Annotated in this window: 11 protein-coding genes and 2 pseudogenes; 8 read left to right on the top strand and 5 right to left on the bottom strand. The window is 67.4% G+C overall.

Going from position 1 to position 13,676, the window contains the following annotated elements; genetic code table 11:
* Window positions 1–56: 56 nt before the first annotated feature.
* From BN4252_RS03880 to rlmN, 3 genes and pseudogenes are all read left to right on the top strand, one after another.
* A pseudogene (locus BN4252_RS03880) lies at window positions 57–362 on the top strand (ribosome-recycling factor); the annotation flags it as partial.
* Between the two features lie 115 nt (window positions 363–477).
* Complete coding sequence (locus tag BN4252_RS03875; protein WP_066526625.1) at window positions 478–1,398, top strand: phosphatidate cytidylyltransferase; 921 nt, start codon at window positions 478–480, stop codon at window positions 1,396–1,398.
* A gap of 58 nt (window positions 1,399–1,456) precedes the next feature.
* Window positions 1,457–2,560, top strand: a complete 1,104-nt coding sequence (gene rlmN, locus BN4252_RS03870) for a 23S rRNA (adenine(2503)-C(2))-methyltransferase RlmN (RefSeq protein WP_066526036.1) — start codon at window positions 1,457–1,459, stop codon at window positions 2,558–2,560.
* 78 nt (window positions 2,561–2,638) lie between these two features.
* Here rlmN and BN4252_RS03865 read toward each other — a convergent pair whose 3' ends face one another.
* On the bottom strand, window positions 2,639–3,154 hold the full coding sequence (locus tag BN4252_RS03865; protein ID WP_078056752.1) for a DUF2631 domain-containing protein: 516 nt from the start codon (window positions 3,152–3,154) through the stop codon (window positions 2,639–2,641).
* A gap of 120 nt (window positions 3,155–3,274) precedes the next feature.
* Between BN4252_RS03865 and BN4252_RS03855 the strand changes: the two are divergent.
* The 5 genes and pseudogenes from BN4252_RS03855 to map all read left to right on the top strand — a co-directional run.
* Window positions 3,275–4,407 (top strand): annotated as a pseudogene (locus BN4252_RS03855) (1-deoxy-D-xylulose-5-phosphate reductoisomerase); the annotation flags it as partial.
* A gap of 276 nt (window positions 4,408–4,683) precedes the next feature.
* Entirely contained in the window at window positions 4,684–5,901 is a 1,218-nt protein-coding gene (locus BN4252_RS03850) for a M50 family metallopeptidase (protein WP_066526621.1), read from the top strand.
* A 20-nt stretch (window positions 5,902–5,921) separates the two neighbouring features.
* Complete coding sequence (gene ispG, locus BN4252_RS03845; protein ID WP_066526024.1) at window positions 5,922–7,085, top strand: flavodoxin-dependent (E)-4-hydroxy-3-methylbut-2-enyl-diphosphate synthase; 1,164 nt, start codon at window positions 5,922–5,924, stop codon at window positions 7,083–7,085.
* A 61-nt stretch (window positions 7,086–7,146) separates the two neighbouring features.
* A complete protein-coding gene (locus BN4252_RS03840; RefSeq protein WP_066526021.1) occupies window positions 7,147–8,970 on the top strand; it encodes a penicillin-binding transpeptidase domain-containing protein in 1,824 nt (607 codons plus the stop codon).
* Between the two features lie 47 nt (window positions 8,971–9,017).
* Window positions 9,018–9,917 carry a type I methionyl aminopeptidase gene (map, locus tag BN4252_RS03835; RefSeq protein ID WP_066526016.1) on the top strand — a complete coding sequence of 300 codons (900 nt, stop codon included), beginning with the start codon at window positions 9,018–9,020 and terminating at the stop codon, window positions 9,915–9,917.
* Between the two features lie 52 nt (window positions 9,918–9,969).
* Here map and BN4252_RS03830 read toward each other — a convergent pair whose 3' ends face one another.
* The 4 genes from BN4252_RS03830 to BN4252_RS03815 all read right to left on the bottom strand — a co-directional run bounded on the left by BN4252_RS03830 (window position 9,970) and on the right by BN4252_RS03815 (window position 13,477).
* Window positions 9,970–10,416 (bottom strand): hypothetical protein, encoded by a 447-nt coding sequence (locus BN4252_RS03830; protein ID WP_066526013.1) that lies wholly within the window; start codon window positions 10,414–10,416, stop codon window positions 9,970–9,972.
* Window positions 10,417–10,452: 36 nt separating this feature from the next.
* Complete coding sequence (locus BN4252_RS03825; RefSeq protein WP_066526012.1) at window positions 10,453–10,809, bottom strand: hypothetical protein; 357 nt, start codon at window positions 10,807–10,809, stop codon at window positions 10,453–10,455.
* A 198-nt stretch (window positions 10,810–11,007) separates the two neighbouring features.
* Complete coding sequence (mtr, locus tag BN4252_RS03820; protein WP_066526007.1) at window positions 11,008–12,414, bottom strand: mycothione reductase; 1,407 nt, start codon at window positions 12,412–12,414, stop codon at window positions 11,008–11,010.
* A 25-nt stretch (window positions 12,415–12,439) separates the two neighbouring features.
* The gene (locus BN4252_RS03815) at window positions 12,440–13,477 is read right to left on the bottom strand and encodes an alpha/beta hydrolase (RefSeq protein ID WP_066526003.1); all 1,038 of its coding nucleotides are present in this window, start codon (window positions 13,475–13,477) and stop codon (window positions 12,440–12,442) included.
* Between the last annotated feature and the right edge of the window lie 199 nt (window positions 13,478–13,676).

The raw sequence follows: 13,676 nt of genomic DNA, 5'->3' as shown, positions 1-13,676 counted from the left end.
CTGGTAGATTAAAGAGGACGTCTGCGTGAGAAAACGAAGAAGGTAGGGATACACCCATGATCGATGACGTGTTGCTGAACGCCGAGGAGCGCATGACCTCCTCCGTGGACCACACCCGCGAGGAGCTGGTGACCATCCGCACCGGCCGCGCCAACCCGGCCATGTTTAACGGCGTGATGGCGGAGTTTTACGGCGCGCTGACGCCGATTACCCAGATGGCCACCATCTCGGTGCCGGAGCCGTGCATGCTCATTGTGAAGCCGTATGACCAGTCCACCCTTGGCGAGATTGAGAACGCCATCCGTAACTCGGACCTCGGCGTGAACCCCACCGATGACGGCCAGGTTATCCGCGTGACCGTGGATTAAAAAAGTAATCAACGACCCAAGTGGGTGTGGGAAAGATAGACGGAAGCGTCAGATTGTTATACCCAGCCCCCCCTCAACCCAGAAAGCGACGAGCGTGTCCGATCACAGCATGCAGCGAGGCGCGAGCACCCGCGGCCGCCGGCCGTCGCCGCACCCCGCCCCGAAGCTGAAGGCACCGAAGCCGAAGAACAAGGCCGGGCGGGACTTGGGGGCGGCGGTGACCACCGGCGTGATCCTCGGCGCGTTGGTGATCGCGGCGGTGTACGTCGGCCCCATGGCCTGGTACCCGCTGGTGGCCCTTGCCATCGGCCTGGCCATGTGGGAGGTGCTCACCCGCCTACGCGAGGCCGGGTACCAGCAGCCGCGCACCCTGCTGATCATCCTGGGCCAGATCATGGTCTGGGCATCGGCGTTCTACAGTACGGCGGGCCTCGTCGCGGGCTTCGCCATCACGGTGCTGTTCATCATGTTCTGGCGCATGTTCCACCGCGGCCGTCAGGAAACCCCGGAGCACTACTTGCGCGACACGGCGGTGGGCATCTTCGTGCTGACCTGGATCCCGCTGTTCGGCTCCTTCGCCGCGATGATCTCCCTGATCGACGAGGGCGGTGTGCCGGGCTCCCACTTCATCATCGCGTTCATGCTGTGCGTGGTTGCCAGCGATGTGGGCGGGTACGCCGCCGGCGTCATGTTCGGTGCCCATCCGATGGCGCCCGCCGTGAGCCCGAACAAGAGCTGGGAGGGGTTTGCGGGCTCGATGGTCTTCGGTTTGATCACGGGTGTGCTGGTGGTGGTGCTGCTTATCGACGGACCCTGGTGGATGGGCCTCATCCTCGGCGCCGCCCTAGTGGTGTGCGCCACCATGGGGGACCTGGTGGAGAGCCAGTTTAAGCGCGAGCTGGGGATCAAGGACATGTCCAACTTGCTACCGGGCCACGGCGGGCTGATGGACCGCCTGGACGGGATGCTGCCCGCGGCGTGCGCCACCTACATCCTGCTCAACGCCGCGGCGCTGATGAACCCGATCTAGTCCGAGCGCGTTCGCAGATTGGTCACGCACGCCCGCAACGTGCAACAATGGGCGCACTATGAGCGAAATCCCCACCATCCAGCTGCTGGCGCCCAAGCGAGGCATGCCGCCGAAGCACTTCGCCGACCTGACCAAGCAGGAGCGGGTCGAGGCGATCACCGAGCTGGGTCTGCCCAAGTTCCGCGCGGACCAGATCGCGCGCCACTACTACGGCAAGTTTGAGGCGGATCCACTGACCATGACGGATCTGCCCGAGCAGCAGCGCCAGCTGGTCAAGGACGCGCTGTTTCCCACCCTGCTCACCCCGGTGCGCACGATCGAGACCGACAACGGGGACACCACCAAGACGCTCTGGCGCCTGCACGACGGCATCTTGTTGGAGTCGGTGCTCATGCGCTACCCGGATCGCGCAACCCTGTGCATCTCCTCCCAGGCCGGTTGCGGCATGGCCTGCCCCTTCTGCGCCACCGGCCAGGGCGGGCTGGACCGCAACCTGTCTACCGCGGAGATCGTGGACCAAGTGCGCGCGGCTGCCGCGATGATGGAGGCCGAGGGCTCGCGCTTGTCCAACGTGGTGTTCATGGGCATGGGCGAGCCGCTGGCCAACTACAACCGCGTGGTCTCGGCGGTGCGCCAGATCACCCAGCCGGCCCCGGACGGCTTCGGCATCTCGCAGCGCAACGTCACCGTCTCCACGGTGGGCCTCGCCCCGCAGATCCGCCGCCTGGCGGACGAGGGCCTGTCCTGCACCCTCGCGGTGTCCCTGCACACCCCGGACGACGAGCTGCGCGACGAGCTGGTGCCGATGAACAACCGCTACTCGGTGGCCGAGGTGCTCGACGCGGCGCGGTACTACGCCGACCAGACGGGCCGCCGCGTGTCCATCGAGTACGCGCTGATCCGAGACATCAACGACCACGACTTCCGCGCCGACATGCTGGGCCAGAAGCTCCACCGCGCGCTCGGCCCCAAGGTGCACGTGAACTTGATCCCGCTCAACCCCACGCCGGGCTCGAAGTGGGATGCCTCGCCGCGCAAGCGCCAGGACGAGTTCGTCCGTCGCGTCATCGCACAGGGCGTGACCTGCACGGTCCGCGACACCAAGGGCCAGGAGATCGCGGCCGCCTGCGGCCAGCTCGCGGCGGAGGAGAAGGCCGGCTAGGGGCCTTTTGCTTTTCGACGCACACGAGGGCCCGGCCGCATCCCCGCGGCCGGGCCCTCGTGATTTCCTAGTGGCGCGCTAGGCGCGGGTGTTGCCCTCGCGCACAACCTCCACAACCTCCACCGGGCGGGTGACGGTGCGGGTGGTCGTCTCGGTGGCCACGGCGTGGCGCGGCGCGTTCAGGTGTGCGACGCGGGCCGGGTCAATGTTCAGGGCGCGCAGCTGGCGCTCGTCCAGGTTCTCGTACGCGCCGGAGAGCGTCTTCTGGTCGTACGCCCAATCCCGCTCCTGGTAGCCCTGCGGCTTGTTGTGGGCGGTCACCGTGCGGGCCTGGTTCAGCTTCGGCTGGGTGGCGTGGATGATCAGGCCGAGGGCGATGAGGACCGCGAGGGTGATCAGCCAGATGGTCTCCACGTGGCCGTGGTGGTTGCCGAAGTTGTAGGCGATGAGCACCAGCACGGACACCCAGCCGGCGGTCTGCACGGCGCCGCGGCCCATTTCGCTCCAGCCGAAGCGGGCCGAGGGGACATCCGCCTCGGACACGCCGTTGTACACCTGCGGAGCCTTCTCGTTCGCGTGGTGGGCCACTGCCATTCTCCTTCAATCGGGCTTCAATCGGGCATCAGAATTGCCACCATTGTCTCACACCCACCCAACCCGGTGCGAGTGAATACCCCCAAACCTCCGAAAGTTTTACCGCGGGCCCGTGCAACAATGAGCGCTGTGACGACAATCCTGATTCTCGGTTCCACGGGCTCCATCGGTACGCAGGCGCTTGAGGTCATCCGCGCCAACCGCGGGGCGTTCACCGTCGCCGGCATCGCTGCGGCGGGCAGGGATCCGCCCGTCTCTTATACCCCTCTGACGCTGCCCACGAACTTACGCGGACACAGCCTGTGCGAGGGCGGTCTAGTGTAAATCGTGCACAAACAAACAATACAGACAAAATGCCAGGGGAAACAGAGTAGGAAATACAGACAATCTCACCAGCGCGTTGAGCACCACGTCCGCGGGTTGCGCGCCAGCTCATCGGCGCGCAACCCGCGGACGTGGTGCTCAACGCGCTGGTGGGGGCGGCGGGCCTGAGCTCCACCATGGCTGCCCTGCAGACGGGCGCGCGCCTCGCGCTGGCCAACAAGGAATCACTTGTGGCCGGCGGCCGGCTGGTGCTCGACGCGGCCGCCGAGGGGCAGCTGGTGCCAGTGGATTCCGAGCACTCCGCCATGGCGCAGTGCCTGCGCGCGGGCCGCGCGGGTGAGGTGGCGCGCTACGTGCTCACCGCCTCCGGCGGGCCGTTCCGGGGCTGGTCGCGCGAGCAGATGATGGACGTGACACCCGAGCAGGCGGTCAAGCACCCCACGTGGTCCATGGGCACCATGAACACCATCAACTCGGCCACACTGGTGAACAAGGGCCTGGAGCTGATCGAGGCGAGCCTGCTGTTCGGCGTGGATCCGGACCTGATCGACGTGACGGTCCACCCGCAGTCCATCGTCCACTCGGCAGTGACGTTCACCGACGGCGCGACCATCGCCCAGGCGTCTCCGCCGTCGATGAAGATGCCCATCGCCCACGCGCTGGCCTGGCCGGGCCGCGTCGCCGGAGCCCAGCCGGCGCTCGACTTCGCGCAGGCGCACACCTGGACCTTCGAGCCGCTGGATGCCGAGGCGTTTCCTGCGGTCGAGCTGGCCCGCCGGGCGGCGAAGCTGGGGGACCCGTACCCCGCCATCTACAACGCCGCCAACGAGGTGGCGGTGGATGCCTACTTCGCGGGCCGGATCAGGTTCCCCCACATCGTGGACGTGATTGGGGAGGTGCTCGAGGGGGCCGGCGGGTACGCGCGGGTGCCTGTCTCTTTTAAACATCTGACGCCGCCGACGAACCTACGGGGGGGGATGCCGCGGGTGGCCGGAGTGTGCAAGATAAATAGTAGACGTCACAGAATAGAAGCTCAGGAGTGGTATGGAAGAGACATCATTGCTGTCGGTAGTGATTGGGGAGGTGCTCGAGGGGGCCGGCGGGTACGCGCGGGTGCCGGGGGATGTTGGCGAGGTAGGGGGCGTCGACAAGCATGCGCGGGACGCGGCGAGCGCGGCGATTGGCCGGCGAGAGGCCCGGTAGGGATGGGCGCAAACGGCATCCTCGGCATCATCGTCTTCGCGCTCGGCATCGCGGTGTCGGTGGCGTTGCACGAGGCGGGGCACATGGTCACCGCGCGCGCCTTCGGCATGCGCGTGCGGCGCTACTTCATCGGCTTCGGGCCGAAAGTGTGGTCCACCACCCGCGGCGGCACCGAGTACGGCGTGGCCGCGCTCCCGCTCGGCGGGTTCTGCGAAATCGCCGGCATGACGGCCATGGACGAGGTAACGCCCGAGGAAGCGCCGCACGCGATGGTGAACAAGCCGGCGTGGCAGCGCATCGGGGTGATGGCCGGCGGCATCGCCATGAACCTGCTCATCGGTGTGGTGCTGATCTACCTGGTGGCAGTGTGTTCCGGCATCCCCAACCCGGACGCGGACCGCACCCCGCGCGTGGGCGAGCTGAGCTGCACCTCCGACCAGGTTGACGAGCGCACCCTGGCCGATTGCTCCGGCCCGGGCCCCGCGGAGCGCGCCGGGCTGCGCAGCGGCGACGAGCTGGTAGCGGTGGACGGGCAGCCGGTGGAGTCCTTCATCCAGCTGCGCGATTACGTTCTGGCCCGGCCCGGGGAGACCGTGGAGATCACCATCGAGCGCGCCGGCGACACGCAGACGCTGCCCGTGCGCGTGGACGCGGTGACGCGCCTCGACCCCGAGACGGGCGAGGCGCTCGAGGCAGGCGCCATCGGTATGGGCGCGCAGCCCGTCAAGGACGCGGTGAAGCAATACGGACCCGCCGCGGCGGTGCCGGCCACGCTCAAGCTCAGCGGACAGATGCTCAGCTCCACGGTGGACGGCATCATCGCGTTCCCCGCCTCGATTCCCGGGGTGGTGGCGTCCGTGTTCGGCGCGGAGCGCGATGTCGAGGGCCCGGTGAGCATCATCGGCGCCTCGCGCGCCGGCGGCGAGCTGGTGGAGCGAAGCGCATGGAGCGTGTTCTGGATGCTTCTGGCCAGCCTGAACTTCTTCCTCGCACTGTTCAACCTGATCCCGCTGCCGCCGCTGGATGGCGGGCACATCGCGGTGATCATCTACGAGAAGGTGCGGGACTTCCTCCGCCGCCTGCGGGGCCTGCCGCCGGGTGCGCCGGCGGACTACACCAAGCTGATGCCGCTGACCTACTTCATGGCGTCCCTGCTGCTGCTCGTCGGCGTCATTGTCATGCTTGCGGACGTAATTAACCCGGTCAGGCTGTTTGGGTAGCGGTGCTAACATCGGTCACCATGAATCTCCCCATCGGTCTAGGTATCCCCGAGGGCCCGCCGCCCACCCTGGCGCCGCGCCGCAAAACCCGCCAGCTGATGGTCGGCGGCGTGGGCGTGGGGTCGGACCACCCGATCACCGTGCAGTCCATGACCACCACGAAGACGCACGATATTAACGCCACCCTGCAGCAGATCGCGCAGCTGGCCACCGCGGGCTGCGACATCGTGCGTGTGGCCTGCCCCAAGACCGTGGACGCGGAGGCGCTGCCGGCCATCGCCGCGAAGTCCCCGATCCCGGTGATCGCGGACATCCACTTCCAGCCCAAGTACATTTTTGCCGCCATCGATGCCGGGTGCGCCGCCGTGCGCGTGAACCCGGGCAACATCAAGGAGTTCGACGGGCGCGTGAAGGAGGTGGCCAAGGCCGCGGGGGACGCGGGCATCCCCATCCGCATCGGCGTCAACGGCGGCTCGCTGGATAAGCGCCTGCTAGAGAAGTACGGCAAGGCCACCCCGGAGGCACTGGTTGAATCCGCCATCTACGAGGCCGGGCTGTTTGAGGAGCACGGTTACGGGGACATCGCGATCTCTGTGAAGCACTCGGACCCGGTGCTCATGGTGGAGGCCTACCGCCAGCTGGCGGCCAAGACGGACTACCCGCTGCACCTCGGTGTGACCGAGGCCGGCCCGAAGTTCATGGGCACCATCAAGTCCTCCGTGGCCTTCGGCGCGCTGCTGGCCGAGGGCATCGGCGACACGATCCGAGTGTCGCTGTCCGCCGACCCGGTGGAGGAGATCAAGGTGGGCGACCAGATTTTGCAGTCGCTCAACCTGCGCCCCCGCAAGCTGGAGATTGTCTCCTGCCCGTCCTGCGGCCGCGCGCAGGTGGACGTGTACAAGCTGGCCGAGGAGGTCACGGCCGGCCTGGACGGGATGGAGTTCCCGCTGCGCGTGGCCGTGATGGGCTGCGTGGTCAACGGCCCAGGCGAGGCGCGCGACGCCGACTTGGGCGTGGCCTCCGGCAACGGCAAGGGCCAGATCTTTGTCAAGGGTGAGGTGGTTGAAACCGTGCCCGAGTCCAAGATTGTGGAGACCCTCATCGCCCACGCCAACCGCATTGCGGAGGAGGAGGGCCTGGAGCAGGTTGCAGGCGCGAAGGCGGAGGTCAAGGTTACCCGCTAGACGCGCCGGGACACCCGCTGAGCAGCGCCGGACGCCCCTCCAGCGCTGCTACATTTTTGCCATGCGCCGTCTCCTCGCGCTGCTGGCCAGCGCGCTCATGCTCGCCGCCGGGCTCACCGGCTGCACCCCGCGCCCCAACTCGGCGGAGCCCACGGCGGCGGCGTTCCTGGACGCGATCTCCTCCAGGCAGTTCGGGGAGCTTGCATCGCTTGTCGACGATCCCTCGCAGGCCGAGTCCTCCACCCAGACCACGTGGGACGGCCTGCAGGCGGAGGCGCTGGAGGCGGAAATCACCAACGTCACTCAGACCGACAACATCGCCACCGCCACCTACACCATGCGCTGGCACTTGCCGCGCGAGCGCGACTTCACCTACGAGGACCACATGACGCTCACCCAGGCGGGCGACGAGTGGACCGTGCGCTGGCAGCCCTCGGTGCTGCACCCGAAGCTGGGTGCCAACCAGCACCTGGAGCTGCGCGCCATCGCGGCGAAGGAGGCCAGCGTGGTCTCCTCCGACGGCGTGGAACTGCTGCGCCCCGGCGTGGCCTACCGCGTGCTGGTGGAGCCCGGCACCATGCGCTCCGCGCCCGAGACCGCACAGCGAGTGGCCGCGGCGTTGGCAGCCGCGCACGAGCAGGACCCCACCTCCCCGCAGGTGGACGCCGGCGCGCTCACCCCGCAGCTCGCCTCGGCCGCGTCCACGTACTCGGTGGCGGTGGTGCCGGCCTCGGTGAAAGAGACGGTGGAGCGGGCCCTGGGCGGCGACCCTGCGGTGCGGCTGAACGAGGAGGCCGCCATGGTGAACCAGGACCCCACCTTTGCGCCCGACATCATGGCGCGCATCGGCCAGCTGGTCAGCGACGATCTCGAGGGCGAGGCCGGCTGGAGCGTGTCCGTGGTCAACGAGAACGGCGCGGAGTACGAGCAGGTGCAACGCGAGGACCCCGCACCCGCGCCGGCCGTGGGCGTGAGCCTGGACCACGCGGTGCAGGAGGCGGCGGAGAAGGCGCTGGAGCCGGTTGCGGGCCAGCAGGCCATGATCGTGGCCATCCGACCCTCCACAGGTGGGGTGCTGGCGGTGGCGCAAACCCCGGCTGCGGATAAGCAGGGCAACCTGGCCACCATGGGCCAGTACCCGCCGGGCTCCACGTTCAAGATCATCACCTCCGCGGCCGGGTTGCAGCGCCAAGGCCTGAGCCCCGCGAGCATCGTCCCGTGCCCGGGCACCATGGACATTTACGGGCGCGTCGTGACCAACTACGCCGGCTTCTCCCTCGGCAGCGTGCCGCTGGAGACGGCGTTCGCCCGGTCGTGCAACACCACCTTCGCCGACATCTCCACCAAGCTGGCCCCGGGCGAGCTCAAGGCAGTGGGCAAGCAGTTCGGCCTGGGTGTGGATTTGACCATCCCGGGCCTGGACACCATCACCGGCTCCATCCCGGAGGGCGAAACCCCGTTGGAGCGCACGGAGGCGGGCTACGGCCAAGGCGCGGACCTGGCCAGCCCGTTCGGCATGGCGCTGGTGGCGGCCACGGCGGCGCGCGGCTCCATGCCGGTGCCGTTCGTGCTCGCCGGCCACGACACGCAGGTGGGAGAGAAGGTGGCCGCGCCGAGCCCGCAGGCCGTGGAGCAGCTGCGGGAGATGATGGCGGCGGTGACGGCACCCGGCGGCACGGCGGCGGGAATGAGCGCGCAGGGCGACATCCGCGGCAAGACGGGCGAGGCGGAGATTAACGGCGGCTCCCACGCCTGGTTCACGGGCTACCGTGCGGACGACGACATCGCCTTTGCCACCCTGGTGGTGCTCGGTGGCGGGTCGGAGGCGGCCGTGGCGATCACCAACGCCATGCTCGCTCATTTGGATGGGGCGGGGCAGGGGTAGCGTCGACAAGCAAAAGCCCCTCGGGGCGGGGGACTACGATGGCACCCATGAATACCCGCGGAAAACTGACCCCAGGAACGCCAACCCCCATCCGGAAGGTACCCGAGCACATCGAGCGCCCCGAGTACGTGTGGAAGGACGAGGTGCAGGAGGGCGTGGGCGAGCCGTTCGTGCAGACGCCGGAGACCATCGAGGCGATGCGCGAGGCGAGCAAGATCGCCGCGAACGCGCTCGCAACCGTTGGTAACGCGGTGAAGCCGGGGGTGACCACGGATGAGCTGGACGGCATTGTGCACGAGTACCTGCTGGACCACGGCGCGTATCCATCCACGCTGGGCTACCGCGGCTACACCAAGTCATCGTGCGTCTCGCTGAATGAGATCGTGTGCCACGGCATCCCGGACACCACCGAGGTACGCGAGGGAGACATTGTGAACATCGACGTAACCGCCTACAAGAACGGCGTGCACGGCGACACCAACGCCACCTTCCTCGCCGGCGAGGTTTCCGAGGAGCACCGCCTGCTGGTGGAGCGCACCTACCAGGCCACGATGCGCGGCATCAAGGCGGCGAAGCCGGGCCGGGAGATCAACGTGATCGGCCGCGTGATCGAGTCCTACGCCAAGCGCTTCGGCTACAACGTGGTCACGGATTTCACGGGACACGGCGTGGGCACCACCTTCCACAACGGGCTGGTGGTGCTGCACTACGATTCCGACGCCTACCGTGACGTACTCGAGCCTGGCATGACCCTGACCATCGAACCGATGATCAACCTCGGCACCCTGGCGTACGACATCTGGGACGACGGCTGGACCGTGCAGAACCGCGACGGCGAATACACCGCGCAGTTCGAGCACACCATCCTGATCACCGAGGACGGCAACGAGATTCTCACCATCCCCGACGCCGACGTGGCCGCCGGCCAGCTCATGCTGGGCGAGTAAGGCAGGCGCGCAAAAAGGCGGCCCGGTTTTCTCCGGGCCGCCTTTTTGGGGTTTAGCGGCCGAGCTGCGGCAGCTGGATCCAGCCGTTGTAGGACGCCCAGTTGACAGCGGCGATGACGCCGCCGACCGCTGCGGCGATGCCGGCGATCAGGGTGCCGTCAACCCACAGGCGAGCCCACTGCGGAGCCTCCTGCCAGTTGGTCTCCTTGCCAAACAGCGTGCGAGCATCGAACGGCTTCTCGGCGTCCTTCGGCTCCTTCTCATCCTCCGGCTTAAGGAACTGGGAGCTGCCTTGGCCGTTAAACACACCCTTGGTGCCGTCGGCGATGATGTCCTTCAGCGGTTTGTCGTTCTCGCCCTTGGTGCCCTTGAACAGGGCATCGGCCTGGGTGCCGGTGGCGGCGGGAGCGGTGGTGTCGGCGATGGCGGCGCCGGTGCCGGTGATGGCGAGTGTCGCCGCGGTGGCGGTGGCCAGTGCTACGTTACGGAAGTTGCGCATTTACGTCCTTCTTTCCTTTGAGATCTATCGCGTGGCTTAGAACTTGATCGGGCCGTGGACCACGAAGTTGTACAGCGGGCCGACGATGAGGCCGATGAACGCAGCGACACCTGCGGTGATGGTCGTGCCGTAGAGGATCTTCGCCCACGCCGGCTCGTTGGAGAAGTCCTTCGAGGAACCGAAGATGTTCTCGCCGTCAGCGGGCTTGTTCTTCTCAAGCTCGCGGCCGATCTTGGAGGAGAGGGACTCCTTCTCGCCAGCCGGCTGCGAGCTTGCGGTCGTCTCCTGGTTGGTGCTGCCGGCAGACTCTTCTGCGATCGCGACGGCGGTGGTACCGAAGGTCAGGGCAACGGCGGTAGCGCCAGCGAGGGCTGCCTTCTGGAAGTTACGCATAATACGAAATCCTTCTTGTAGTTCTTGCAGTTACAGTCGGGGTTCGGCTCTTGCGAACCGTGCCCGAAGGCTCTCGGAAAAATTGGAGTGGCGGCTCCGAACGACCCGAGCGTCGGCCACCACTATAGCGAGAATCGTTCAGCCGGCAGCAAAGCGTTACATCTGGCCCAAAGGTTTCCCTCAGGAAAATGCCTGCCGCTACGCCTCCACAAAGTCCAGGTCGAGGCCGAGGATCGCGTTCTCGGTGACCTCGGCGAGCGAGGGGTGGATCCAGTACTGCTTGCGCGGAAACTCTCGCAGATCCAGGTCGTACGTCATCGCCGTGATCATCTGCTGGATCAGGGTGGAGGCCTGCGGGCCCATGTAGTGCGCGCCCAGCAGGCGACCGGTTTGGCGGTCCGCCACCAGCTTCACCACGCCCGTGCGGTCCTCCAGCGCCCAGCCGTAGGCCACGTCGCCGTAGTTCTGCACCTTCACGGTCACGTCATGGCCGGCGGCGCGGGCCTGCTCCTCGGTCATCCCCACCACGGCGATCTGCGGGTGGGTGAACACGGCCCACGGGACATGCTCGTGCGGCATGGTGCGGGTCGGCCCCTCGCCGTTCAGCGCGCGAAGGACGTTCGGGCCCACCGCGCGGGCCTCCGCGTTGGCCACGTGCTTGAGCATGAACGGCGACGAGACATCGCCCAGCGCCCACACACCCTCCGCGGTGGTGCGACCGTACTCGTCCACCTTCACACGGCCGGCGCCGTCCAGTTCCACACCGGCCGCCTCCACGCGCAGCTCGTCGCCGTTGGGGATCCGGCCGGTTGCCAGGAGGAGGTGCTGGGAGGTCACGGAGGAGGCGTCGTCAAGCAAAAGCTCAATTCCACCCTCCACCTCCCGGGCGGAGGTCACGCTCGCGCGGCGGGTGTCGAAGCGCTCGGCGGCGATCTCGTTGAACTGCTTGCGCAGCGTCTCGTCCAGGGAGCGCAGGAAAGGCGAGCGGCTAACCACGGTGACCTTGGTGCCCAGTGCCTCGAAAACGTGCGCGAACTCCATGGCGATGAAGCCGCCGCCGGCGATGGTGAGCGATTCAGGCAGCTCCGGTAGGCGCATGATGTCCTCGTTGGTGTGGAACGGCACGCCCTGCGCCCACTCGGGGATGCGGGGGCGAGACCCGGCCGCGATGATGATCTGCTCGCCGGTGATGGTGGCGGGGCCGTCGACGGTGCCGGTGGCCACCGTGCGGGGCCCAGTGAAGCGCGCGGGCTGGTCGTACACGTCCACGTTCGGGCACGAATCCCCACGTCGGTACTCCTCGCCGCCCGTTGCGATGAGGTCGATACGGTTGTCGAAGACGCGCTGGACGATCTCCGGCCACTTCGCGCCGCGGTACTCCAAGTCGATGCCGAGGCGCTCCGCCTCGCGCGGGGCGTACGCCGCGTCCGCGGCCAAGACGTACATCTTGGTGGGAATGCAGCCCACGTTCAGGCAGGTGCCACCGAACTTGCCGGACTCGATAATTGCGACCCTCTTGTCATCGAACTCCGGGGTGAGGATGGAGTTGCCCGAGCCGGTGCCGATGATGATGAGGTCATAGTGCTGTGTTGGGTTCTCGCTCATTGGTGGCTCTTTCTGTTGGTGGCTTCTACTTCTGGCTGGCGTTCTGGCTGGCGGTGGCGGGCACGGCAGCGAGCCACTCGGCGGTGGCCTTGAACGCGACCTCGCGGGCGAACGGCTCGGAGAGGAACACGTCGTGCCGGGCGCCGTCGATGGTTTTCACCTCGGCGCGCTCCGACAGGGTGGGCGCCCACTTGCGGATCTGGTCCACGTCCAACACCGTGTCCGCGGCATCAGCAGCGGGGGAGTACTCCTTGCCCAGGTACGAGTGGGAGGACACGAGGGTCAGCGTGGGCACGCCAGTGTCAACGTCGCCGCGGTGAATTTGTTCCTGTGCCTTATTTACTGCGCGGAGCCACCCGAGGTACTTGCGGTGGCCGGTGAGGGGTTTCTTCTCGGTGTCAAAGGACCACTCGCCGTGCTGGCTCTCGTGGATGGACACGCCGTAGGCACCGAGCTTGCCGCCGGGCAGCGGCAGCAGCGGCAGGGCCTTGCCGAGCGTGTTGATCAGGGGGCGCGCGAGTGCGACCGCCAGCTGGTTGAACTGGAGGTCCAGCCACGGGCTGTTGAGCACCATCCCGCGCAGCTTCGCGTGGTTGGCCGTGTCTTCGCGCCGCAGGTGGTCGGCCCACAAGGGGGCGATGAGGCCGCCGGTAGAGTGCGCCACGGGCACCACCGAGCCGTGCTGGGCCGCGGCGTACTCCAGCGCGGCGGTGAGCTCGGGGAAGTAGTTGGCCATGTCGAGGGTGTAGTGCCAGCGCTGCCCGCGGGTGCGGGCGCGCCCGCAGCGGCGCAGGTCAATGGCGTAGAAGGGGTAGCCCAGAGCGGTGAAGTACTCGGCCACGTGGTCCTGGAAGAAGTAATCGGACAAACCGTGGACCCACAGCAATGCGGGCTTGCGTGGATCCGCCTTTGCGTTGCCGGCGGCGGCGCGGACCAGCACCGCGCGCACGTCTTTCCCCGTGTCCGGATCCTCGCCAAGGGGCAGCACGGCCTGCTCGTATCCCGGCCCCAGGATGTCGGGTTTCCAATCGAGTGCGGTCAGGTCGGCGTCGATGGCAGTCATGGCACAGATACTAACGTGCCCGAATCGGCCCCGCGGCCCCGATTTTTTCGCACGATTTTCTGCGCTGGAGCCCGCCGGGAGGTAACCGGCGGGCGTAAGGTGGAGTCACACTACAGTGGTCTACGGCACACTGCAGCCTCGCTGCGTGGGAAGCTGCGGACCCGCTGCAGCGCAACAGACGCGAATACTTGAGAAGGTG

The organism is Corynebacterium bouchesdurhonense (assembly GCF_900078305.2).
GTDB classification, from domain to species: Bacteria; Actinomycetota; Actinomycetes; order Mycobacteriales; family Mycobacteriaceae; genus Corynebacterium; species Corynebacterium bouchesdurhonense.
The sequence above is the reverse complement of the archived record's forward strand: the minus strand, read 5'-3'. Positions and strand labels throughout refer to the sequence as shown.